Origin of the sequence: Mycobacterium kansasii ATCC 12478 (assembly GCF_000157895.3) — a bacterium.
Classification (GTDB): Bacteria; Actinomycetota; Actinomycetes; order Mycobacteriales; family Mycobacteriaceae; genus Mycobacterium; species Mycobacterium kansasii.
Window position 1 is genome coordinate 37,143 of the sequence record NC_022663.1, and the last position, 25,197, is coordinate 62,339.

The window sequence follows — 25,197 nt, forward strand, 5'->3', positions numbered from 1 at the left end:
GGTCGCTACGATGCAATGAAGACACGACGAATCCTTGGGGGATCTAGTGCGGTAAGGGCCGTATGGCGCCGTCCTTTCGGGTGCCCTACGGTTATCGATGTCGTCAGCATTTCTCCACATATTTGGCCAATATCCAGGCGTTCTGAACAGACCGGAAGGTGATCTAGCGTGGCTGAAGAGAGCCGCGGGCAGCGGGGGTCGGGGTACGGCCTCGGATTGTCCACGCGGACCCAGGTAACGGGTTATCAGTTCCTGGCGCGCCGAACCGCGATGGCATTGACCCGCTGGCGGGTGCGCATGGAGATCGAACCCGGCCGGCGGCAGACGCTGGCGGTGGTGGCGTCGGTGTCTGCGGCCCTGGTGATCTGCCTGGGCGCGTTGCTGTGGTCGTTCATCAGCCCGTCGGGCCAGTTGAACGAGTCGCCGATCATCGCCGACCGGGATTCCGGTGCGCTCTTCGTCCGGGTAGGGGATCGGTTGTATCCCGCGCTGAACTTGGCATCGGCACGGCTGATCACCGGGCGGCCGGACAACCCGCATCTGGTCAAGGGAAGCCAGATTGCCAACCAGCCGCACGGCCCACTGGTGGGCATCCCGGGCGCGCCGAATCAGTTCTATCCGAAGAGTCCGCCGGCGTCGTCGTGGCTGGTGTGTGACACCGTGTCCACCTCGTCGAGCCTCGGGTCGTCGCAAGGTGTCTCCGTCACCGTCATTGACGGCACCCCCGATCTCAGCAGCCACCGGCGGGTATTGAAGGGTTCCGACGCCGTGGTGCTCAACTATGGGGGAGACGCCTGGGTGATCCGTGAGGGGCGCCGGTCCCGCATCGACGCCACGAACCGGTCGGTGCTGCTGCCGCTGGGGTTGACGCCGGAACAGGTCAGTCAGGCCCGACCGATGAGCCATGCGCTCTACGACGCCCTGCCGGTGGGGCCAGAGCTGCTGGTGCCCGAAGTACCCAACGCGGGTGCGCCGGCGACTTTCCCTGGTGCTCCCGGTCCGGTGGGCACGGTCCTCGTCACGCCGCAAATCAGTGGGCCGCAACAGTATTCGCTGGTCTTGGCCGACGGGGTGCAGACCCTGCCGCCGTTGGTGGCGCAGATCATGCAGAACGCCGGGCGGCCGGGGAACACCAAGCCGGTGACGGTAGAACCCTCGGCGTTGGCCAAGATGCCCGTCGTCAACAGGATCGATCTGTCCGCCTACCCGGATGAACCGCTCAATGTGCTGGACATCCGGGAAAATCCGTCGACGTGCTGGTGGTGGGAGCGGACCAGGGGTGAGAATCGGGCCCGCATCAAGGTGATCTCCGGGCCTACCATCCCGGTCGCGACCCATGAAATGCACAAGGTGGTTGATCTGGTGAAGGCCGACATGAGCGGCCGCGAGGCCGACCATGTCTATTTCGGACCCGACTACGCCAACTTCGTCGCTGTCACCGGCAATAACCCCGCCGCTCAGACCACTGAATCGCTGTGGTGGCTCACTGACGCGGGCGCGCGGTTCGGGGTGGAGGACACCAAGGAAGCCCGCGAGGCGTTGGGTCTGAGCCTGGCCCCGAGCATGGCCCCGTGGGTTGCGCTGCGACTGCTGCCGCAGGGTCCCACGCTGTCCAGAGCCGATGCGCTGGTCGAACACGACACCCTGCCCATGGACATGACCCCCGCAGAATTGGTGGTACCCAAGTGAAACGTGGTTTTGCCCGGCCGACCGCGGAAAAGCCGCCGGTGATCAAGCCGGAGAACATCGTCCTGCCGACACCGCTGAGCATTCCGCCGCCGGAGGGCAAGCCCTGGTGGCTGATCGTGGTGGGCGTCGTAGTGATCGGCTTGCTGGGCGGCATGGTCGCGATGACGTTCGCCAGCGGGTCACGCGTGTTCGGCGGCGCCGGCGCCATCTTCCCGATCTTCATGGTCGGCGGGATGATGATGATGATGTTCGGCGGCCGGTTCGGCGGCCAGCAGCAGATGAGCCGTCCCAAGCTGGACGCGATGCGCGCTCAGTTCATGTTGATGCTCGACATGCTGCGTGAGACGGCCCAGGAGTCGGCCGACAGCATGGACTCCAACTACCGGTGGTTCCACCCGGCGCCCACCACGCTGGCGGCAGCAGTGGGATCACCCCGGATGTGGGAGCGCAAGCCCGACGGTAAGGACCTCAACTTCGGCGTCGTGCGCGTCGGCGTGGGAATGACTCGGCCGGAGGTGACCTGGGGCGAGCCGCAGAACATGCCGACTGACATCGAGCTCGAGCCGGTTACCGGTAAGGCGCTTCAGGAGTTCGGACGCTATCAAAGCGTCGTCTACAACCTGCCGAAGATGGTTTCGCTGCTGGTCGAGCCCTGGTATGCGCTCGTCGGAACCCGCGAGCAGGTGCTGGGCTTGATGCGGGCGATCATCTGCCAGCTGACGTTCTCCCACGGGCCTGACCATGTGCAGTTGATCGTGGTCAGTTCCGATCTGGACGAGTGGGATTGGGTGAAGTGGCTTCCGCACTTCGGTGACTCACGCCGTCACGATGCGGCCGGTAATGCGCGGATGGTCTACAGCTCGGTCCGCGAGTTCGCCGCGGAGCAAGCCGAATTGTTCGCCGGCCGCGGGTCCTTCACGCCGCGGCACGCCAGTTCGTCGGCGCAGACGCCGACACCGCACACCGTGATCATCGCCGATGTCGACGACCCACAGTGGGAGTATGTGATCAGCGCCGAAGGCGTGGACGGGGTGACGTTCTTCGATCTGACCGGCTCTTCGATGTGGACCGATGTCCCGGAGCGCAAGCTGGAATTCGACGAGAAGGGTGTGATCGAGGCGCTGCCGCGCGACCGCGACACCTGGATGGTGATCGACGACAAGGCCTGGTTCTTCGCGCTGAGCGATCAGATGAGCATCGCGGAGGCCGAAGAGTTCTCCCAGAAGTTGGCGCAGTGGCGGCTCGCCGAGGCCTACGAGGAGATCGGTCAGCGGGTGGCCCACATCGGTGCCCGAGACATCTTGTCCTACTACGGAATTGACGACCCGGGCAGCATCGACTTCGACTCGCTGTGGGGCAACCGCACCGACACGATGGGCCGGTCGCGATTGCGGGCGCCGTTCGGTAACCGCTCCGACAACGGCGAACTGCTGTTCTTGGACATGAAGTCGCTGGACGAAGGTGGTGACGGCCCGCACGGCGTCATGTCCGGGACGACGGGGTCCGGTAAGTCGACGCTGGTGCGAACCGTGATCGAGTCGCTGATGCTGAGCCATCCGCCCGAGGAACTGCAGTTCGTGTTGGCCGACCTCAAGGGTGGTTCGGCGGTCAAGCCGTTCGCCGGGGTGCCGCACGTGTCGCGCATCATCACCGACCTCGAAGAAGACCAGGCGTTGATGGAACGCTTCCTGGATGCGTTGTGGGGCGAGATCGCCCGCCGTAAGGCGGTATGCGACAGCGCCGGTGTCGACGACGCCAAGGAGTACAACTCGGTGCGCCTCCGGATGCGGGCCCGCGGCCAGGACATGCCGCCGTTACCGATGCTCGTGGTGGTCATCGACGAGTTCTACGAATGGTTCCGGATCATGCCGACCGCGGTCGACGTGCTCGACTCGATCGGCCGGCAGGGTCGCGCGTATTGGATCCATTTGATGATGGCGTCGCAGACCATCGAGAGCCGGGCCGAAAAGCTCATGGAGAACATGGGTTATCGCCTGGTGCTGAAGGCGCGTACCGCCGGCGCGGCCCAAGCCGCCGGCGTGCCGAATGCGGTAAACCTGCCGGCACAGGCCGGTCTGGGTTACTTCCGCCGGAGCCTCGAGGACATCACCCGCTTCCAGGCCGAGTTCCTCTGGCGCGACTACTACGCACCCGGCGGCACCATCGACGGTGACGAAGCGCCCGTTCTGGTGCACAACATCGACTACATCCGGCCGCAGCTATTCACCAACTCGTTCACGCCGCTCGAGGTGAGCGTGGGCGGGCCGCAAATTGAGGCGGTCGTCGCGCACGCCAACGGCGAGGTGATCGAGGGCGAGGGCGCCGAGGCCGAGGAGGAAGAGGAAGGCGTGCGGACCCCCAAGGTCGGCACGGTGATCATCGATCAGCTGCGCAAGATCAAGTTCGAGCCCTACCGGTTGTGGCAGCCGCCGCTGACCGTCCCGGTAGCCATCGATGAGCTGGTCAACCGGTTCCTCGGCCACCCGTGGCAGAAGGACTACGGCTCGGCCCGGAATCTGGTGTTCCCGATCGGGATCATCGACCGGCCCTTCAAGCACGACCAGCCACCGTGGACGGTCGACACCTCAGGTCCCGGTGCCAACGTCTTGATCCTGGGCGCGGGCGGTTCGGGCAAGACCACCGCTCTGCAGACGCTGATCTGCTCGGCGGCGCTGACCCATACTCCCGAGCAAGTTCAGTTCTACTGCCTGGCGTACAGCAGCACCGCGCTGACAACGGTGGCGCGCTTCCCTCATGTCGGCGAGGTCGCCGGCCCCACCGACCCCTATGGCGTGCGCCGGACCGTGGCCGAATTGCTGGCGTTGGTGCGCGAGCGCAAACGGAGCTTCCTCGAACACGGCATCGCTTCGATGGAGATGTTCCGCCGGCGCAAGTTCGGCGGAGAAGCCGGGCCGGTACCCAACGACGGGTTCGGCGATGTGTACCTGGTGATCGACAACTACCGGGCACTGGCCGAAGAAAACGAAGTACTGATCGAGCAGGTCAACCTGATCATCAACCAGGGCCCCTCGTTCGGGGTGCACGTGGTGGTCACCGCGGATCGCGAATCGGAGCTGCGGCCGCCGGTGCGCAGTGGTTTCGGCTCGCGGGTCGAACTGCGATTGGCCGCGGTGGAGGACGCCAAGCTGGTGCGTTCTCGCTTCGCCAAGGACGTTCCCGTCAAGCCCGGACGCGGCATGGTTGCGGTCAACTACGTCCGATTGGACAGCGACCCGCAGGCGGGTCTGCACACCCTGGTGGCCCGGCCGGCCCTGGGGAGCACGCCCGACAACGTCTTCGAGTGCGACAGTGTGGTCGCGGCGGTGAGCCGGTTGACCACCGCCCAAGCCCCGCCAGTGCGCCGCCTGCCGGCACGGTTCGGCGTGGAACAGGTACGCGAGCTGGCTGCCCGCGACGCCCGTCAAGGCGTGGGGGCCGGCGGAATCGCCTGGGCGATATCGGAATTGGATCTGCAGCCGGTGTACCTCAACTTCGCCGAGAACTCGCACCTGATGGTGACCGGTCGACGCGAATGTGGGCGCACGACCACGCTGGCGACGATCATGTCCGAAATCGGGCGGCTCTACGCGCCGGGCGCCAGCAGCGCACCGCCGCCTCCGCCCGGACGGCCCTCCGCGCAGGTTTGGCTGGTCGACCCGCGCCGTCAGCTGCTGACCGCGCTGGGTTCGGACTATGTGGAGAAGTTCGCCTACAACCTCGACGGTGTCGTCGCGATGATGGGTGAGCTGTCGGCGAGCCTGGCGGGCCGTGAGCCGCCGCCCGGTTTGTCCGCCGAGGAGCTGTTGTCGCGGTCGTGGTGGAGCGGGCCGGAGATCTTCTTGATCGTCGACGACATCCAGCAGTTGCCGCCGGGCTTCGATTCGCCGTTGCACAAGGTTGTTCCGTTCGTCAACCGGGCCGCCGACGTCGGCCTGCACGTGATCGTCACCCGTACCTTCGGTGGCTGGTCTTCGGCAGGCAGCGACCCGATGTTGCGGGCGCTGCACCAGGCCAATGCGCCACTGCTGGTGATGGATGCCGATCCGGACGAGGGCTTCATCCGCGGCAAGATGAAGGGCGGTCCGCTGCCGCGCGGTCGAGGCCTGCTGATGGCCGAGGACACCGGGGTGTTCGTGCAGGTAGCTGCCACCGAGTGGCGAAGGTAGGCGGCGAGCGCTGCGTTGGGGTCGGCCGAGGTTGGCTGAGGTCAGCCCCAGCGCAGCGGTAAGGTCTTGAGCGCGAACGACTTTGACGGGAACTGGATCTCGGGCGTGTATCCCGGAGCCAGGCCGAAATCGGGAATCCTCTTCAGCCACTCGCCGACCACCAGGGTCAGCTCCAAGCGCGCCAGATGAGAACCCAGGCAGCGGTGCGGCCCGCCACCAAATCCCCAGTGGCGGTGCACTTTTCCATCCATGACCAACTCGTCGGTGGACATCGCGTCGGTGCCGTCGCGATTTATCGCGGCCATGCACAGTCGGACCGGGGAACCCGCGGGTAGTGTCATACCCCCGACTTCGACGACCCGGGTGGTGATCCGTGGCGCCACCGGGGCCGATGGCTCGAGCCGGACGATCTCCTCGATGAACACCCGGATCTGCTTGGGATTGTCGCGGAGCAGCGCGCGCAGCTCCGGCCGCCGCGCGAGTTCCAACAGGCAGAAACCCACCGCCGCGGTCACGGTGTCCAACCCAGCCAGGATCAACAGGTGACTCAGCCCTAGCACCTCGATCTCGCTCAGTGGGTCATCGCCGATGAGCACCTGTGACAAGACGTCCGGGCCTGGGTTCTGTTTGCGTTCGGTGATCGCTTGTGCGAGATATTCAAACAGCTCACGCGTGGCGGCGGCATCGGCCTCGGTCGGGTAAGGCCGGTCCGACATGGCAATGACGGCGTCCTTCCAGGCAATCAGGCGGTCACGGTCGGCCACCGGCAAACCGTAGAGCACCAAAAAAAGCTGAAACGGAAACAGATTCGCGAAGTCGGCCATCGCCTCACACTCACCCCGGGGGGCGAGTGCATCGATCATGGCGATGGTGTGGGTCAACAGCGTCGGCCGCACCTTGGCCAAGGCGGCAGGGCTGAAATACGGTTGCAGGATCCTGCGGTACCGGGTGTGCTCCGGCGGATCGAAGGCGAGCGGTACCACCGGTAGGGGATTTCCCGGAGGTTGCAACGCTTCGCGAGACGAGAAAGCCTTGGTGTTGCGTAGTGCCGCGAGCACGTCTTCGCGGCGGGTGAGGTAGTACCAGCCGTTCATGAACACCACTGGCCCCGCGTCGCGCAACGTCTTCCACCCGAGGCCCCGGTCGCTGGCCATCGGCAACGTCGAATACTCAAGCCGCGGTAGGTAAAACGCACCGGCCTGGCCGCCCTCGGTCGTGCTCATGCGCTCCCATCTCTCGTTATCCGTTCTCGCCTACCGCGGTAGCCGACGCAGCCAAAGCCGTGCTGACACTAGAAATATCGCACGCGCGGCAAATACTCACCAATCCGCCGAATGGGCACACCCACAGCCGCCTCACCCGGCGAAAGTCTCCAAGCCGTCCCGACCCGCTAATCTACCTATCGAGTTACTTGGGCCCGTCCGGTGCGGCCGACGCGGCTGAGCTGGCCGAGGAAGGAAACCCGTGAAGGTTCGTCTGGAACGGTCGAGATGTGTGGGCCACGCCCAGTGCTACGCAGTCGATCCGGAGTTATTCCCGATCGACGAATCGGGCTACTCGATCCTCGAGGAGCACCAGGTACGGCCCGAGGATGCGCAGCTGACCCGCGATGGTGTGGCCGCGTGCCCGGAGATGGCACTCATTCTGGACGAGGACTGACTCACCGCGCCGAGGCCGCGTGGAGTGCGTTTGTGCAGGTGGCGCGCTGCCGGCCAAACTGTGAACTTAACGGCAGCTTAACAATAGTTTGCGGGGAATGAATTATTGGCGTTGCCGGTGCCTGAGGCCGGTTTGGCAATCTAATGTGTTTCCTATGCAACGGTTCCGCAACAGTTCAGGTGTCGAGTGACTTTGTTACGCTGAAAGGTTTTCTCAAGGCTGAGAGCGCAAGTCGTTGTTGACCATACGCCCTGAAGCGGCCGTCGCGGTGGCCGCAGCAGATTGCGGTATCGGCCTCAACGGTGAAAGCCCGCAGCGGCGCCGGCCCGCTCCAAGAGGAGGCGAGCGGGAAACCGCGCAGCGGGCCCGCGGCATCGCAAGTCGGATCCCGTCAGATCCTCGGGGACCCGAATTCGCTGTCTGGCAACCGGTTTGCGACCAGGCTGGAAGTTCCATCAAGCAGATGCCGCAACTGCATCGCCGACGCGATCATGGTGGCTAAGGGGGGTTGAGTTGGACTTCGGGGCGTTACCGCCGGAGATTAATTCGGGCCGCATGTATGCGGGCCCGGGATCGGGATCCATGATGGCTGCCGCCGCAGCCTGGGATGATCTGGCCGCGGAATTAGCCTCGGCTGCGTCCGGATACGAATCGGTCATAGCCGAACTGACCGGTTCGCCCTGGATGGGTCCGGCATCGCTGTCCATGGTGGCTGCAGCCAGACCCTATATCGCATGGCTGAGTGGTGCCTCCGCCTTGGCGGAGCAAGCGGGGATGCAGGGCCGGGCTGCCGCAGCTGCCTATGAGACGGCGTTTGTGATGACCGTGCCTCCGCCGGCGATCGCGGCCAACCGCTTGTTACTGATGACCCTTATCGCGACCAACTTTTTCGGACAGAACACACCGGCGATCGCGGCTACCGAAGCGCACTACGCCGAGATGTGGGCACAGGACGCTGCCGCCATGTACGGCTATGCCGGCGCATCGGCGACTGCTTCGGAATTGACTCCATTCGCAGATCCCGGAACCACCACCGATCCAGCGGGTTTGGCCGCTCAATCAGCGGCGGTGGCCAAGGCTGCTGCCACGCCTGCGGGCACCTCCGCACCGGCCTTGTCGTCGGCGGATCCGGGTTTGGTGTCGACTGCGGCGGTGCCTCAACTGCTGCAACAGCTTTCGACGTCAACGTTAGCCGGATCGCTGAATCCCAACGATTGGTGGATCGTGCAGACGCTAGGTTCGATCAATAGCGCGCAAAGGGTTTCAGTGGTTCGTACCCTGGGCTTGTCGTACTTCGCCATGGGCATTCCGCAGTTCATTGCCTCGATCGGGCAGCAGTTGACGTTTGGCAGCGGAACGACGGCCGGTTCCGGCGGCGCCTGGTATGCGACACCACAATTCGCGGGCCTGGGTACCGGGGCCGGTCGCGCTGCCGCGTCGGCGAGTCTGGCGAGCGCGAACAAGATCGGCGCGCTTTCGGTGCCACCGACTTGGGTCGGTTCCTCTGCCGAAGTCGAGCGCGCCGCAGCGGGACTGGTCAGTGCCGACGTCGGCACGAATTCCCAGGGAGGAGTACAGGGTTTACTCCGTGGAATACCGCTGGGATCGGGTGCTGCTCGGCGCGGCGGCGGCATTGGGCACCGATATGGCTTCCGCTACAGCGTCCTTACCCGCCCGCCGTCGGCCGGATAGGGCGATGAAGCACTCATGGTCCACCACAGGAGTGACATGCGGCCCGACGCTGCTCGAGCCGCCCGAATCGAGCCATGTCGTTAGTAACTGCGCTCTCAAACCCTATGAACCTGAAGGTAATTGAGGAGGAGATCAGGTGTCGTTTGTGACAACACAGCCAGCGGCGCTGGCGGTAGCCGCTAACACGTTGGAGGGGATCGGCTCGGCCTTGAGCTCCCAGAACGCGGCCGCGGCGGCTCCGACCACGGGCGTCGTTCCGGCGGCAGTCGACGAGGTGTCTGCGCTGGCGGCAGCGCAGTTCGCGGCGCATGCCGAGATGTATCAGGTCGTGAGCTCGCAGGCTTCCGCGATTCACGAAATGTTTGCCAGCACGTTGACGATCAGTTCGGGGTCCTATGCGGCCACCGAGGCGGCCAATGCGGCCGCGGCCGGTTAGAAAGGAATAGCGTGATGGATTTTGGTGCGTTGCCGCCGGAGGTCAATTCGGGGCGGATGTATTCGGGTCCGGGGTCGGCGCCGATGGCGGCTGCGGCGACGGCCTGGAATAGCTTGGCTGTCGAGTTGAGTTCGGCGGCTAGGGGCTATGAGGCGGTGGTCACTCAGCTCAGCAGCGAGGAATGGATGGGGCCGGCGTCGGCGACGATGGCCGAGGCGGTAGCCCCGTACGTGGCGTGGACGGGTGCCGCGGCGACTCACGCTGAGCAGGCCGCTGCCCAGGCCAGGGCGGCGGCTGCCGCGTTCGAGACGGCGTTTGCCGCGGTGGTGCCCCCACCGCTGATTGCGGCCAATCGTGCGCAATTAGCCCAGGCGATTGCGACCAATGTCTTCGGGCAGAACACGTCGGTGATTGCGGCGCTGGAAGCTCAATACGGCGAGATGTGGGCCCAAGATGCCGCGGCGATGTACAGCTACGCAGGCAACTCGGCCCATGCTGCGGCGGTGACTCCGTTCACGTCGCCGCCGCAGATCACCAGCCCCACCGCGCAAGCTGGGCAGACCGCGGCCGTCGCCGCAGCCACCGGCACCTCGGCCGGTTCGGCCCAGCAAACGCTGAATCAATTTCTTTCCGCGATACCCACTACGTTGGGAGGTCTGGCCGCGCCGGTGACCGGACCCATCGGCACCGAGGTCGGCTTCCTGCAATCGGCGCAGGGTCCGCTGACGGGGTTGTGGCAGGTCTTGTTCGGGACCAGCACCTTCCCCAACTCGATTTCGGGGTTTCTAACTGCCTATACGCCCTACGCGGGCTTCTTCTACAACACCGAGGGGTTGCCGTACTTCAGTATCGGTATGGCCAACAACTTCGTCCAGTCGGCCAAGACCTTGGGATTGATCGGTGGGTCAGCTCCGGCGGCGGCTGCCGGCGCTGCCGCCAAGGGTTTACCTGGGTTGGGCGGCCTGCTCGGTGGCGGCGGCTCGGTGTCGGGGGGTTTGGGCAATGCGGCCTCGGTGGGCAAGTTGTCGGTGCCGCCGGTGTGGAGTGGACAGCTGCCGGGCGCGATGCATCCCGGAGGTGCGCCGCTGCCGGTGAGTGCCATCACCGCCGCGCCCGAGGCGGGCGCGGGCAACCTGCTCGGTGGCATGCCGCTGGCCGGCGCTGGCGCCGGCGCTGCGGCGGGAGCCGGGCCCCGCTACGGCTTCCGGCCCACCGTCATGGCCCGCCCACCTTTCGCCGGCTGACGACGGCCAAGCTGTGCCGTGTTTCGCCGACGCCGCATCACCGACCCGGAACGCGCCAGCATGTCCGCAATGCATGATGGGCTTGCACGACACCGCGTCATGAGCTGGGTGGCCGTGATCCGGCCAAGCTGCGCGGCAGCCGGAACGCAGTGGTCAGCAGATCTTGACGGGTTTCGACACCTACCTTGCCAAGGGTTTGGGCGGGAGTTTGCTGAGCGGACGACAAACAGCCCTTCTCGCTGTTACTGTGTCGTTACCACAGGTGAATTTGCCGTGCCAACACGTGAACACTTGCTAAATGGTGACGTTGAAAGCAAACTGGCGCCGCGCGGTCATCTACTCTCTTGCAGTAGAGCGGTGCCGGGGACAATCGAGGGAGGAAAACAGTATGTCATTTGTGACCACACAGCCGGAAGCTCTGGCCGCTGCGGCGTCGAGCCTGCAGGGTATCGGCACCACGATGAGCGCCCAGAACGCCGCTGCGGCGGCCCCGACGACGGGGGTCGTACCAGCGGCCGCCGACGAGGTATCGGCGTTGACCGCGGCTCAATTCGCCGCACACGCGCAGATGTACCAAGCGGTCAGCGCCCAAGCCGCCGCGATTCACGAGATGTTCGTTAACACCTTGGCGACCAGTTCCGGTTCGTATGCGGCCACCGAGGCCGCCAACGCCGCCGCTGCCGGCTGACCCACGCTGGTAGTTGTGGACCGGGGGCGGGATGCGGTTACGGACGTGGGTCATTGCGGGAGCGCGCCCACGCGGCCGAGTCTGTGCTCCGGACGCCGCACTCATCGATTCCGATGTTGCGGTCGGAGCCCGATGTCCGTGTCGCCGTGCCGCGACGCCCGGTGCGCGTCGGCTGGAAAGGGGGGATCATCCACAGTTCTCCGGTCGGCGGTTGCGTGAGCGCGTAGCTGGCTGGTCATCGCACCCGCAAACAACAGACGACAAATGATCCAAATGATCCAAATGATCCAGGCAAGATCTAGGCAATAATCTAGGCAATAAGGAGAAATTCAGGTGACTTCACGCTTTATGACCGACCCGCACGAGATGCGGGCGATGGCGGGCCGCTTCGAGGTGCACGCTCAGACGGTTGAGGACGAGGCCCGCCGGATGTGGGCGTCCTCGCAGAACATCTCCGGCGCGGGCTGGAGCGGTCTGGCCGAGGCCACCTCGCTGGACACCATGGGCCAGATGAACCAGGCCTTCCGCAACATTGTGAACATGCTGCACGGAGTGCGTGACGGGCTGATCCGCGACGCCAACAACTACGAGCAGCAAGAGCAGGCCTCCCAGCAGATCCTCAGCAGCTAGCGCCCAAAGCCACAGCTGCGTACGCTTTCACTGGTTAGGAGAACACCACAATGACCATTAATTACCAGTTCGGCGATGTCGACGCCCACGGCGCCACGATTCGTGCCCAGGCGGCGTCGCTCGAGGCCGAGCACCAGGCCATCGTTCGCGATGTGCTGGCTGCCGGCGACTTCTGGGGCGGCGCCGGTTCGGTGGCTTGCCAGGAGTTCATCACCCAGTTGGGTCGCAACTTCCAGGTGATCTACGAGCAGGCCAACGCCCACGGCCAGAAGGTCCAGGCCGCCGGCAGCAACATGGCGCAGACCGACAGCGCCGTCGGCTCCAGCTGGGCCTAAAACCGAACTCCAGGCGCGGCAGCACACCAACTACCGGGTGTGCTGCCGTGTCCTGCAGTTGACCGGCAGTCGAACAACTGAAGACCCCTGAGGTTAGGCATGGATCAACAGAGCACGCGCACCGATATCACCGTCAACGTCGACGGCTTCTGGATGCTCCAGGCGTTGCTGGATATCCGGCACGTTGCGCCCGAACTGCGGTGCCGGCCGTACGTATCCACCGACAACAACGACTGGCTGAATGAGCATCCCGGAATGGCGGTCATGCGCGAGCAGGGCATTGTCGTCGGAGACACGGTCAACGAACAGGTGGCCGCCCGAATGAGGGTGCTCGCCGCGCCGGACCTCGAGGTCGTAGCCCTGCTCTCCCGGGGCAAGTTGCTGTACGGGGTAGTCGATGACGAGAACCAGCCGCCCGGTTCGCGCGACATTCCGGACAACGAGTTCCGGGTGGTGCTGGCCCGCCGGGGCCAGCACTGGGTGTCCGCGGTGCGGGTGGGCAACGACATCACCGTCGACGACGTTTCGGTAACCGACAGCGCATCGATCGCCGCACTGGTGATCGACGGGCTGGAATCGATTCACCACGCCGACCCTGCTGCGATCAATGCGGTCAATGTGCCTTTGGAGGAGATGCTGGAGGCCACCAAGTCATGGCAGGAATCCGGCTTCAACGTCTTTTCCGGCGGGGATTTACGGCGAATGGGTATCAGCGCCTCCACGGTGGCCGCGCTGGGCCAGGCGTTATCAGATCCTGCGGCCGAGGTCGCGGTTTATGCGCGGCAGTACCGAGATGATGCCAAGGGTCCGAGCGCCTCGGTGCTGTCCCTTAAGGACGGATCTGGTGGGCGTATCGCGCTCTACCAGCAGGCGCGAACCGCGGGCTCCGGGGAGGCGTGGCTGGCTATCTGCCCGGCAACCCCGCAATTGGTGCAAGTCGGGGTGAAGACCGTGTTGGACACGCTGCCGTACGGCGAGTGGAAAACACACAGCAGGGTTTAACAACGCTGTTACGAAAAACGAAGTGTTACAACGCTTTCAAACATAGAATGCGAGCCAGATGCGGACCGGGCATACTGCTCTGGTAGCGGCTGCAAAATTGAAAAGCAAACGTCAACCACAACCATTAGTCGCGAGGCGAGGCAAATGAATTCGGAGTTGGTCGATCCGCAACTCACCGGGGGCGACGCCTCGGTGAGCTCACCGACGGTGCCCCGGGCGCGGCTGAAGTCATGGGCTACCACGTTCGCCACGGCAGGGGGTACAGGACGATGACCGCAGTAGCTGATGCGCCACAGACCGAAATCGAGGGCGTCTCGTCGCCCCGATCCGTCGTCGTCGGCATCATGGCCGGTGTCGGCGTCCAGATCGGCGTGCTGCTGGATGCCAACGCCCCGGTGTCGGTGATGACCGAGCCGCTGTTGAAAGTGGTGAACAGTAGGCTCCGAGAGCTCGGTGAGCCTCCCCTGGAGGCCACCGGCCGCGGCAGGTGGGCGTTGTGCCTGGTCGATGGCTCGCCGTTGCGGGCCACTCAATCGTTGACCGAACAAGAGGTCTATGACGGCGACCGGCTGTGGATCCGTTTCATCCCGGACACCGAGAAGCGGTCGCAAGTCATCGAGCATATCTCCACAGCGGTTGCGTCCAATCTCAGCAAGCGATTCGCCTCGATCGACCCGGTTGTCGCCGTACAGGTCGGGGCGTCGATGGTGGCCATCGGCGTCGTTCTGGCATCAGGACTGCTCGGCTGGTGGAGGTGGCACCACAACACGTGGTTGACCACCATTTTCGCGTCAGTGGTCGCAGTACTGGTGTTGGCGGTGTCGATGCTGCTGTTGATGCGCGCCAAGACCGACGCGGATCGGCGCGTTGCCGACATCATGCTGATGAGCGGTCTCGCTCCACTGGCAGTGGCCGCCGCGGCGGCGCCTCCCGGTCCGGTCGGGTCACCGCAAGCGGTGCTGGGTTTCGGGGTGCTCTCAGTAGCCGCCACGTTGGCGCTGCGATTCACCGGTCGCCGGCTAGGGATCTACACCGCGGTCATCACCATCAGCGTGGTGGCGACGCTTGCGGGTCTGGCCCGGATGGTCGCCGCAGCCAGTGCGGTGACGTTGTTCAGTAGCACGGTGCTGGCCTGCGTCCTGCTCTATCACGCAGCTCCCGCGCTGTCGCGGCGGCTGGCCGGGATCCGGCTGCCGGTGTTCCCGTCCGCCACCAGCAGGTGGGTCTTCGAGGCCCGTCCCGACCTGCCCACCACGGTGGTGAGGTCCGGTGGTGGTCCGGCGACCCTCGAAGGGCCGGCGTCGGTACGCGATGTGGTGCTGCAAGCCGAACGCGCCCGGTCGTTCCTGAGCGGGCTGCTGGTGGGGCTCGGCGTGCTGATGGTGGTATGCCTGACCGCGCTGTGCAATCCGCACACTGGACAACGGTGGCTGCCGCTGCTACTTGCCGGATTCACCGCCGGGTTCCTGCTGTTGCGCGGACGCTCGTACGTCGACCGATGGCAGGCGACCACCCTGGCCGGCACTGCCGTGATCATCGTCGCGGCTGTGCTAATCCGGTATGCAGTGGTGTTGGCCTCGCCGTTGTCCGTGTCGATCGCCGCGGCGATCCTGGTGCTGCTGCCGGCCGCCGGTCTGACAGCTGCGGCCGTCGTGCCCAACACGATCTACAGCCCGCTGTTCCGCAAGTTCGTGGAATGGATCGAATACCTGTGCTTGATGCCGATCTTCCCGCTGGCATTGTGGTTGATGAATGTTTATGCAGCGATCCGGTACCGGTAACGAAAGGTTGCGGCGTAGTCGCGGCCCAGCCGCGGCAGTCGCCGCAATCCTGCTTGCCTCGGGTGCGCTAGCCGGTTTGCCTCCGGCCCATGCGATTTCGCCGCCGACGATTGACCCGGCAGCGTTGCCACCTGACGGTCCACCCGGACCCGTCGCCCCGATGAAGCAGAACTCCTACTGCACCGAAGTCGGAACGTTGCCCGGCACCGACTTCCGATTGCCGCCCAAGTACATGGAGATGCTCAACCTCACCGAGGCATGGCAGTTCGGCCGGGGCGAGGGGGTGAAAGTCGCCGTCATCGACACCGGCGTGACGCCGCACCCCAGGTTTCCGCACTTGATTCCCGGCGGCGACTACGTGATGGCCGGCGGTGACGGCTTGTCGGACTGCGATGCTCACGGGACGATCGTGGCGTCGATGATCGGCGCGGCTCCGGCAAATGGGGCGGCGCCGCCTCCGGCGGTTCCACGCCGGCCCGTCACCATCCCCACCACGGAGAAGCCGCCACCACCGCAGACCGTGACGCTGTCACCGGTGCCGCCGCAGACCCAGACGATCACCGTGGTTCCGGCTCCACCGTCTGAGGAGGGGGCCCCGGGTGCCGCCCCGGCACCGGGTCCGGTGCCGCCGGCGGCCCCAGGTCAGGCTCCGGCCGGAACCCACGGTGGTGGAACGGTGACGATACCCAGCTACTCCGGCGGCCGGCGGGTGATCGGCATCGACAATCCGAGCGGCCCGCGTCCACTCGACCCGCCGCCCTCACCAGCGCCGCCGCCCGACGCGTTCAGTGGAATCGCCCCGGACGTCGAACTGATTGCCATCCGCCAATCGAGTCAGGCCTTCGGTCTCAAAGACCCGTACACCGGCGATGAAGATCCGCAGACGGCACAAAAGATAGACAATGTCCAGACCATGGCGCGAGCGATCGTGCATGCTGCCAATATGGGTGCTTCGGTGATCAACATCTCCGACGTGACATGCATGAGCGCCCGCAATGTGATCGATCAACGGGTGTTGGGTGCGGCGGTCCACTACGCGGCGGTCGACAAGAACGTGGTCATCGTGGCCGCGGCCGGCGACAGCAGCAAGAAGGATTGCAAACAGAACCCGGTTTTCGATCCGTTGCAGCCCAGCGATCCCCGTGACTGGAACGCGGTCACCACGGTAGTCACCCCGTCGTGGTTCAGCGACTACGTCCTGACGGTCGGCGCCGTCGATGCAAATGGTCAGCCGATGAGTCAAATGAGCATCGCCGGGCCCTGGGTCTCGATTGCCGCGCCGGGGACAGACGTTGTCGGCCTTTCGCCTCGAGACGACGGCTTGATCAACGCGATCGACGGCCCCGACAACACGTTGCTGGTTCCGGCCGGCACCAGTTTCTCCGCCGCGATCGTGTCCGGGGTAGTGGCCCTGGTCCGGGCGAAGTACCCCGAACTGTCGGCCTACCAGGTCAAGAACCGATTGATTCACACCGCCAGGCCGCCCGCTCGCGGCGTGGACAACCAGGTCGGCTACGGTGTGGTGGATCCGGTGGCGGCCCTGACCTGGGATGTGCCAGAAGGGCCGGTCCAGCCGCCGAAGCAACTGTCAGCGCCACTGGCGCTGCCGAAACCACCCACCGAACGCAATATGGTTCCGGTTTGGGTGGCTGCCGGGGGATTGACCGGGGCACTACTGATAGGCGGTGCGGTGTTCGGTACGGCGACATTGATGCGACGATCACGGAAGCAGCGATGAAGGCTCAGCATAGGTTTGGGTTGGCTTTATCGTGGCCGCGGTTGACGACCGTGTTCTTGGCGGACGTGGTCATACTCGTGGTCGCAAGCCACGGCCCGGACTCGTGGCAAGGCGAGTACCGCGTCGCATGGTGGGTCGGGGTGGGCCTTGCGGTGGTGCTGACACTATTGTCGATCGTTACCTATCACGGGATCACCGTGACCTCAGGTATCGCCACCTGGGTGTGGGATTGGTCTGCCGATCCGGGTACGGCACTGGGCGCAGGATGTACGCCGGCCGTCGATCACCAACGCCACTTCGGACGTGACACCGTCGGAGTGCGTGAATATCAGGGCCAGTTGGTCACGGTGATCGAGGTCGACGGTGGTGAAGGCGACCAGCCTGGCCGACATCGTCATCGGACCGCGCAGTCGGCCGTATTGCCGGTGGGCGCAGTTGCTGAAAACTTGCGACAGTTCGACATCCAACTCGAGGGCATCGACATCGTGTCGGTGGAAGTGCGCGGCGGCGCCGAGGCCGCCAAAGCGTCGGCTTCTTTGGACGAGTGGGGTCCCGAGGAGTGGGGAGTGGTGGGGGACAAACCCGCCGCCAACCGGCGCCGTACCTGGTTGGTGTTGCGGATGGATCCGCAGCGCAACGTGGCCGCGGTCGCCTCCCGCGATTCGTTGGCCTCGACGTTGGTTGCGGCCACCGAGCGGCTGGTTCAGGATCTGGACGGTCAAACCTGCGCGGCGCGGCCGCTGACCGCTGATGAGTTGGCCGAGGTTGACAGCGCGGTTCTGGCTGATTTGGAGCCAACCTGGAGCCGGCCGGGTTGGCGTCATCTCAAGCATTTCAACGGATTTGTCACCAGCTTCTGGGTGACGCCGTCAGATATCAGTTCCGAGACGCTGGACCACCTGTGGTTGCCTGACACCCCGGAAGTGGGCTCCACGGTGATCACGGTACGGCTGACCATGCGAGCCGGTCGGCCGCAGATGTCGGCGTGGGTTCGCTATCACAGCGATTCACGTCTGCCCAAGGAGCTCACGTCGGGGCTCAACCGCCTCACCGGCCGTCAGTTGGCGGCCGTGCGCGCGAGCCTGCCGGTGCCGGGGAAACGTTCCCGACTGGTCGTACCCGGTCGCGAACTGCGTGACTACGACGAGCTTGAACTGCCTGTGGATCAAGTACAGGAGCACGCAACAAGCTCGTCCGCAGGGCAATGACTCGCCCGCAGTCAACCGCTGAAGATGCCCGCAACGCCCTGGTCGCCGGACTGCTCGCCTCTGGAATCTCGGTCAATAGCCTCCAGCCCAGCCACAACCCACAAGTGGCGGCGCAAATGTTTGCCACCGCCACCAAACTGGATCCCGGCATGTGCGATGCTTGGCTGGCCCGGATCCTCGCCGGCGACCAGAGCATCGAGGTGCTCGCCGGCGCCTGGGCGGCGGTCAGGACATTCGGTTGGGAGACCCGCCGTCTCGGCGTGACGGACCTGCAGTTCCGTCCCGAGGTCTCCGACGGGTTGTTTCTGCGGCTGGCCGTCACCAGCGTTGATTCGCTGGCATGCGCATACGCCGCGGTCCTCGCCGAGAACAGGCGCTACCAGGAGGCGGCCGAACTACTCGACGCCACGGACCCCCGCCATCCTTTCGACTCCGAGCTGGTCAGCTATGTGCGGGGCGTGCTCTACTTCCGCACCAAACGCTGGCCCGACGTGCTCAACCAGTTTCCCGAGGCAACGCCATGGCGTCACCCGGAACTGAAGGCCGCCGGCGCGGCGATGGCTACCACCGCGCTGGCGTCACTGGGCGTCTTCGAGGAGGCGTTCCGCAGAGCGCAAGAAGCCATCGAAGGGGACCGGGTGCCCGGTGCGGCCAACATTGCGCTCTACACGCAGGGCATGTGCTTGCGGCATGTCGGCCGCGAGGAGGAAGCCGTTGAACTGTTGCGCCGGGTGTATTCCCGCGACCCCAAATTCACCCCGGCTCGCGAGGCTCTGGACAATCCCAACTTCCGGCTGGTACTGACCGATCCGGAAACGATTGAGGCGCGCAAAGATCCGTGGGATCCGGACAGTGCGCCGACCCGCGCCCAAACTGAGGCTGCTCGCCATGCCGAGATGGCCGCGAAGTACTTGGCGGAAGGGGACGCCGAGCTGAATGCGATGCTCGGCATGGAAAAGGCCAAGAAGGAAATCAAACTCATCAAGGCGACGACCAAGGTGAACTTGGCGCGGGCCAAGATGGGGCTTCCCGTCCCGGTGACATCGCGTCACACCTTGCTACTGGGGCCGCCGGGTACTGGAAAGACGTCGGTGGCAAGGGCATTCACCAAGCAGCTCTGCGGGTTGACGGTATTGCGCAAGCCGCTGGTGGTGGAGACCAGTCGCACCAAGTTGTTGGGCCGATACATGGCCGATGCCGAGAAGAACACCGAAGAAATGCTCGAGGGCGCGCTGGGCGGCGCGGTTTTTTTCGACGAGATGCACACTCTGCACGAGCGCGGCTATTCCCAGGGCGACCCCTACGGCAACGCGATCATCAACACCTTGCTGATTTACATGGAGAACCACCGCGACGAGCTCGTCGTCTTCGGCGCCGGTTACGCCAAGGCGATGGAAAAGATGCTCGAAGTGAATCAAGGTCTGCGACGGCGGTTTTCGACCGTGATCGAGTTCTTCAGCTATACCCCGCAAGAATTGATCGCGCTGACCCGGTTGATGGGCCGGGAGAATGAAGACGTCATCACCGACGCGGCAGCCCAGGTGTTACTGCCGTCGTACACCAAGTTCTACAACGACCAGACCTACTCCGAGGACGGCGATCTGATCCGGGGCATCGACATGCTCGGCAACGCCGGCTTCGTGCGCAATGTCGTCGAGAAAGCCCGCGACCACCGTAGTTTCCGCCTGGACGACGCAGATCTGGACGCCGTACTGAACAGCGATCTGACGGATTTCAGCGAGGACCAGCTGCTTCGATTCAAGGAGCTCACCCGCGAGGACCTTGCCGAAGGCCTCAGCGCTGCAGTGGCGGAGAAGAAGACCACGACTTAGCCCTGGACTTAGCCCTGACTTAGCCGAGACGTAGCCGCCGTCTCGTTGGCCGGCAGCAGCTAACCTTGCGCCTTGAACGCTAGCGCACCGTGCCACGGTCGTAACCGGGTCCCCGTACGGGAAACCTCGACCTGTCTGCTGAGTCATCCCGCAGTGGAACAAAGACGGTGACCTACTGCTCGCGGTACCCCTGAAGCACCGGAGTACCCGGTGTGAGCTTGCGTTTCCCTAGCGGAAAAGGACATTGACCCACACCGCAGATAAGGGATTCCAGATTTTGCCGGTGCTACCCCTATGGGTTAGGCCCAACTAGCTTCAGGCGCGGCTGTGGGCGGATACGCTGTGTGGTGCTAAAAGCTCGGACGACCGGGGTGGCGCTCCTGGCAAATTTCGCGAGGGTGACTTCATCCGGGATATTGCAACCCCGTGGCACCCCGATGTGCCCCGATCGTGACAGGAGGTGCGCCGAACGGACCCGACCAAGAGCGTGCCCCATGAAAGTTATGACCACTCATCCCGATCTGGTCACGGCGCTTTGTCCGCCGTCTGAATCGGCTGGCGCCGAGTACCCCGGCCGCGCGCTACGTAACACACGTACGTGCTCTCGGTAACACCCCGACACCACCCACAGCGGCGAGGCTCCGTAGCCGGGTTGGACGATCCCAAGAGGAGAAGTCCGATGTATTTGCTTAGGACACAACCGGAATCGCTGCACGCAGCCGGCGGCGACGTAACCGCGGTGACCACAACGCGATTCGCTGCCCACGGGCAACGAGCAGTCGTGCACGCTGCCGCTGGTCAGATATCGCGCACGGCCGCCACGCCGAAGGACGTTGGTTGCCCCACCACTGCCGAAGCCGCCGACGCGGCCACCGAAGCCCTAGTCGGATAAGGGAGGTGAGGGCGATGGATTTCGGAGCGCTTCCACCGGAAGTCAATTCGCTGCGTATGTATTCGGGACCAGGATCGGCGCCGCTGCTGGCTGCGGTGGCGGCCTGGGATGGGCTGGCAGCGGAACTGCGTTCGACGGCAGCCTCATACGACGCGGTGATCTCGGAGCTGACCGGCGAAGGCTGGCTGGGTCCCGCATCGGCATCGATGGCGGCCGCGGTCGCCCCGTACATGGGGTGGATGAGCATCACGGGCGTCCAGGCCGAGCAGACTGCCGCTCAGGCAGCAGCGGCGGCGGGTGCATTCGAGGCCGCTTTTGCGATGACGGTGCCGCCGGCTGTGGTCGCGGCTAACCGCGCTCGGTTGATGATGCTGGTCGCCACCAATATCTTCGGCCAGAACACGCCGGCGATCGCGGCGACCGAGGCCGAGTACGGCGAGATGTGGGCTCAGGATGCGGCGGCGATGTATGGCTACGCGGCCGGCGCCGCGGCGGCCTCGGCGCTGACACCGTTTACCGAGCCGGCGCAGACCACGAACCCAGCTGGGCCGGCGGGCCAGGCAGCAGCCGTCGCTCAAGCCGCCGGTAGCGCGGCGGGCACACTGACACAGTCCGAGCTTCCGCAATTGATGTCGGTAGTGCCGTCTGCGCTCCAAGGACTCGCGTCGCCGGCAGCGGCCCTGTCCGAAGCTGCAGCTGCGAATCCCGCGGCTGCCCTTCCGGTGCCGGGTGGCATCCTTGCCGATATCCTCAATTTCCTGGATGGCAACGACGGCAACCCCTATGGGATCTTCCTCAACTCCTCGCTGGTCAACGGCTTCACTTCAGCCGGGTACGTAAGTCCGGACCTGATCACCCCGGCAATTACCGGGGCGATGGCAGACCTCAACTCGTTGCAGGCCGGCGGGCTGCCGGTTATCTCGCCACCCGACAGCGGCCATTTCAACTTCCCCGCATTGGCCTCGACGTCGGCCCCGGCGCCGGCGCCGGCGGGTGTGAGCAGCGTTGTGACCGGGCTCAATCGGGCGGCGTTCGTCGGCCGATTGTCGGTGCCGGAGAGCTGGACGGCTGCCACCCAGGTGGTGAACCACGCCGGTGCCGCGGCCCCGGGCGGTGGTTGGACCAGCTCCGCCACTGTTCCAGACGCAGCAGCCGGTACACCTGGCGTGCCGGGGATGCCCGCCCCGGGAGTGTACGGACACAGCTTCGGCAGCGGTCCTCGGTACGGGTTCAGGCCGACGATCATGTCCCGGCCCCCTGCCGCGGGCTGACGACGAGGCCGATGTTCGTGGTGAAGTTCGCGGGCAGGCACCCCCAAGGTGCCGGCCGATCCACACGGCTCCGGTGCCGTTGTCCCGCAACGAGATCCGGATCATGGCTCGGGCAGTTTGTCCTGCTCGTCATCGCCGGCCTTGGCGCCAGGACATCGCGGGCGCACCCCTGGATGTCCCGGGATACTGTGTCGCACAGGCGGTTTGCGACCCGACGTTGGTACGGCCGGCTTGACCGGCCACCAAATATGCGTGATTTGCCATACCGCCACCCGACACGACGAATTGTTGCCGCCTGTTTACCAGCTGGGTATTGCCGTTATCGGCGGGTTGGGTTGACTCCCACCGCCACAAGTGTCACGATTGCCCTTGCATGCACCTCGCTAGGTGAGGCGTCTGCACGGACACAGGCCACTGACCTCGAACGTCGAAAGACGCCCAGGGTCAGGACAGCTCTTCCCGGCTTAAGGGTTGAGCCCAAGTGGCTTCCGGCTTTGGCTAGCCGGATACGCCGTGTGGTGCCAAAGCTCTGACGAGAGGGGTGCCGCGCCCAGTTGTTCCGCTGGGCTCACACCTCGCGTGCCGTCTGCCTGGCATCCCCGTGTGCCCTGGCCCTGAGGAGGTGAGAGCGAGATGAGTCCCGGCGATAGTCCCTATCCGAGTCCGACGAGCATTTCGTTCCGATCCGACCCAGACGCCTTTTTCGCCTTCTGAACGGGTTCGCCTGATTCTCTACGTTGCGCGCCTCCGCATTTCGGAGACGTGACGATAGAGCGCGCGAAAAGCACCATCGATCCGGGTTGGGTCTTTCGTCCTGGAGAAGTTCGATGTCGTCTGCGATCACCCGTGCAGCTGTGCCACTCGAACACCGCACCGGCAACCGGCAGCTGCCCATTGCCACTGCGGAAGACAAATCCCGTGAGCGACGAATCGAACTCGAGCACAACACGATTCAATGCCCGAGTCCGGATCTGGCGGTTGCCACACAGGTGACGGCAGTCCACCCATCAGGTACCGCGACTTCGGGTCCAGGAGCCGGTTCAGTTGCCGCCACCGGCACCGACAGCACTACCACAGCCGATCAGAAAAGAGGCCAGCGATGACCGTCGCCCTCGACTTTGCAATGCTGCCGCCCGAAATCAATTCCGCCCGCATGTATTCGGGGCCCGGCTCGGGCCCAATGCTCGCCGCGGCGTCAGCCTGGAAGAGCCTGGCTGCGGAATTGCGTGCCACCGCATTGTCTTATCACTCGGTGCTCGCGGCGCTCACCGGGGAAGAATGGTACGGCCCGGCATCGGCATCGATGGCAGCAGCTGCCGCCCCCTACGTGGCGTGGCTGAACACCACCGCGGTCCAGGCGGAACAGACCGCGGTCCAAGCCGAGGCAGCCGCGGGAGCGTACGAAGCGGCCTTCGGCGCGACCGTCCCTCCGCCGGTGATCGCGGCCAACCGTGCTCAACTCATGGCTTTGATCGCCACAAATATCCTGGGCCAGAACACCCCGGCCATTGCAGCCACCGAGGCGCAGTACACCGAAATGTGGGCCCAAGATGCCATGGCGATGTACGGCTACGCCGGATCCTCGGCTGCCGCCACTCAGCTGAGCCCCTTCGTGGAACCTCAGCAGGCAACCAACCCCAGCGGGCTGGCCGCCCAGGCGGCTGCGGTCACCGAGGCGTCCGCCAACTCGGCCGGCAATCAGTCGAGCACGCTCTCCGGGCTGATTTCCATGGTTCCTAGTGCGTTGCAGGGACTTTCGGGACCTAACAGCACATCCTGGCTACAGGTGATTTGGGACCTGCTGACCGGGTCTGGGCCTGCTTGGTGGCAGACCCTGTGGAACGTCTGGGGGCCCAACGCGAATGTCTGGAACACCATCACTTCAACTGGGCTCTTCGTCCCGGGTAGCACGTTTGCACCCTTCATGGCTAGCGTCCTGGCTGGCGCAGTGGCTGCGGATGCGGCTCAGGATGCGAGTGCGGCCGCGGCTGGCGTCGGCAGTGGGCTGGCGGCGGGCCCGCTCGCGTCCACTGGCAGCGTTGGAAGCGCCGTTTCGGCCGGTTTGGGCAACGCGGGCATTGTCGGCAAACTGTCGGTACCGCCGGCGTGGACCGCGGCCGCGCCACTGCACAGCCCGCTGGGTTCGGCTTTGGGAGGCACGCCGATGGTCGCACCTCCGCCGGCGGTGGCAGCCGGTATGCCAGGTATGCCATTCGGCAATATGGCCGGCCAGCCCTTCGGACGTGCTGTACCCCAGTACGGCTTCCGCCCCACCTTCGTCGCGCGACCTCCCGCCGCGGGCTAGTCGCCGGCCTCGGTGCGCACCGATGACGCAGCCGCCGTTACCGGCTGCAGACTCGGTAAGCATGGTGTTTGCGCCTCCGGCCGACGCGACTTGACAGCCTCCCAGGAATTCTCCAGCAACCACCCAGCGGAGTGACAGCCAAATTTTGGGTACGTTCCCGAGGCGATCGGTAACGTCCTCTCTTACAACAACGGGGAGCACGTCATGGCGATCAGGTGCCAGGTCGGTGGACGTAAACGCCACCGACCTGACACGTGGCACACCATCGGGGCCCAGAGGGTGACCCGCGCGGCCGAGCCGCGGGCTGTGGTGCGCGATAGACTCCAGTCATGCGCCTGCCGGGTGGCGTGACATTCAGCTGCCGACGGACTAGCAACCTATTTCTTGCCAGAGGATCAAATCTAGGGGGTCACGGAACGGCGTTTACCCTAAGAACGCCTCGCAATAATCCAATTATTTGCGGTCTTTGATTTTCGGACCGATACGATTGGGCAGAAATCTTAATATAATGATCCGGGTGGCACGTGGCTTCTCTTCGGTAATGGCCGCAAATCGTATTGACCGACACACGTACAATATCGCCGGATTTCGTCTGTTCGGGGTTTGGCCTGTGCCGCGCGCAGGGTGAT

Annotated in this window: 17 protein-coding genes and 1 riboswitch; of the genes, 16 read left to right on the forward strand and 1 reads right to left on the reverse strand. The window is 64.8% G+C overall.

What is annotated here, in order from left to right:
* The first annotated feature begins 168 nt into the window (after positions 1-168).
* Both eccB and eccC5 read left to right on the forward strand, forming a co-directional pair.
* Positions 169-1,689 carry a type VII secretion protein EccB gene (gene eccB / locus MKAN_RS00155; RefSeq protein ID WP_023363975.1) on the forward strand — a complete coding sequence of 507 codons (1,521 nt, stop codon included), beginning with the start codon at positions 169-171 and terminating at the stop codon, positions 1,687-1,689.
* Positions 1,686-5,855 (forward strand): type VII secretion system ESX-5 FtsK/SpoIIIE family ATPase EccC5, encoded by a 4,170-nt coding sequence (gene eccC5 / locus MKAN_RS00160; protein ID WP_023363977.1) that lies wholly within the window; start codon positions 1,686-1,688, stop codon positions 5,853-5,855. The genes eccB and eccC5 overlap by 4 nt, the downstream gene beginning before the upstream one ends.
* Before the next feature lie 41 nt (positions 5,856-5,896).
* Here eccC5 and MKAN_RS00165 read toward each other — a convergent pair whose 3' ends face one another.
* Complete coding sequence (locus MKAN_RS00165) at positions 5,897-7,078, reverse strand: cytochrome P450 (protein WP_023363979.1); 1,182 nt, start codon at positions 7,076-7,078, stop codon at positions 5,897-5,899.
* Between the two features lie 241 nt (positions 7,079-7,319).
* Between MKAN_RS00165 and MKAN_RS00170 the strand changes: the two genes are divergently transcribed.
* The 14 genes from MKAN_RS00170 to MKAN_RS00240 all read left to right on the forward strand — a co-directional run bounded on the left by MKAN_RS00170 (position 7,320) and on the right by MKAN_RS00240 (position 24,568).
* Positions 7,320-7,514, forward strand: coding sequence for a ferredoxin (locus tag MKAN_RS00170; protein ID WP_023363981.1), 195 nt, complete (start codon positions 7,320-7,322; stop codon positions 7,512-7,514).
* Positions 7,515-8,027: 513 nt separating this feature from the next.
* On the forward strand, positions 8,028-9,206 hold the full coding sequence (locus MKAN_RS00175; protein ID WP_036394104.1) for a PPE family protein: 1,179 nt from the start codon (positions 8,028-8,030) through the stop codon (positions 9,204-9,206).
* Positions 9,207-9,342: 136 nt separating this feature from the next.
* Complete coding sequence (locus MKAN_RS00180; RefSeq protein ID WP_023363985.1) at positions 9,343-9,642, forward strand: PE family protein; 300 nt, start codon at positions 9,343-9,345, stop codon at positions 9,640-9,642.
* A 14-nt stretch (positions 9,643-9,656) separates the two neighbouring features.
* Complete coding sequence (locus tag MKAN_RS00185; RefSeq protein WP_023363987.1) at positions 9,657-10,886, forward strand: PPE family protein; 1,230 nt, start codon at positions 9,657-9,659, stop codon at positions 10,884-10,886.
* A gap of 388 nt (positions 10,887-11,274) precedes the next feature.
* Positions 11,275-11,574 (forward strand): PE family protein, encoded by a 300-nt coding sequence (locus MKAN_RS00190; RefSeq protein WP_023363989.1) that lies wholly within the window; start codon positions 11,275-11,277, stop codon positions 11,572-11,574.
* A 333-nt stretch (positions 11,575-11,907) separates the two neighbouring features.
* A complete protein-coding gene (locus tag MKAN_RS00195; protein ID WP_036394102.1) occupies positions 11,908-12,204 on the forward strand; it encodes a WXG100 family type VII secretion target in 297 nt (98 codons plus the stop codon).
* A 50-nt stretch (positions 12,205-12,254) separates the two neighbouring features.
* Entirely contained in the window at positions 12,255-12,539 is a 285-nt protein-coding gene (locus tag MKAN_RS00200; protein WP_023363993.1) for a WXG100 family type VII secretion target, read from the forward strand.
* 99 nt (positions 12,540-12,638) lie between these two features.
* Positions 12,639-13,541, forward strand: a complete 903-nt coding sequence (locus MKAN_RS00205) for an ESX secretion-associated protein EspG (protein ID WP_023363995.1) — start codon at positions 12,639-12,641, stop codon at positions 13,539-13,541.
* A gap of 269 nt (positions 13,542-13,810) precedes the next feature.
* Entirely contained in the window at positions 13,811-15,322 is a 1,512-nt protein-coding gene (eccD, locus tag MKAN_RS00210) for a type VII secretion integral membrane protein EccD (protein WP_023363997.1), read from the forward strand.
* The gene (mycP, locus tag MKAN_RS00215; RefSeq protein ID WP_023363999.1) at positions 15,300-17,060 is read left to right on the forward strand and encodes a type VII secretion-associated serine protease mycosin; all 1,761 of its coding nucleotides are present in this window, start codon (positions 15,300-15,302) and stop codon (positions 17,058-17,060) included. The genes eccD and mycP overlap by 23 nt, the downstream gene beginning before the upstream one ends.
* A complete protein-coding gene (gene eccE / locus MKAN_RS00220) occupies positions 17,057-18,268 on the forward strand; it encodes a type VII secretion protein EccE (protein WP_023364001.1) in 1,212 nt (403 codons plus the stop codon). Before mycP ends, eccE begins: the two co-directional genes overlap by 4 nt.
* Positions 18,265-20,100 (forward strand): type VII secretion system ESX-5 AAA family ATPase EccA5, encoded by a 1,836-nt coding sequence (gene eccA5 / locus MKAN_RS00225; protein ID WP_023364003.1) that lies wholly within the window; start codon positions 18,265-18,267, stop codon positions 20,098-20,100. Before eccE ends, eccA5 begins: the two co-directional genes overlap by 4 nt.
* Before the next feature lie 906 nt (positions 20,101-21,006).
* The gene (locus MKAN_RS00230) at positions 21,007-22,263 is read left to right on the forward strand and encodes a PPE family protein (RefSeq protein WP_023364005.1); all 1,257 of its coding nucleotides are present in this window, start codon (positions 21,007-21,009) and stop codon (positions 22,261-22,263) included.
* Positions 22,264-22,635: 372 nt separating this feature from the next.
* Positions 22,636-22,811: riboswitch (M-box (ykoK) riboswitch) on the forward strand.
* A 551-nt stretch (positions 22,812-23,362) separates the two neighbouring features.
* Positions 23,363-24,568: a PPE family protein gene (locus MKAN_RS00240; protein WP_023364009.1), complete on the forward strand. Its 1,206-nt coding sequence runs from the start codon at positions 23,363-23,365 to the stop codon at positions 24,566-24,568.
* Positions 24,569-25,197: the final 629 nt, after the last annotated feature.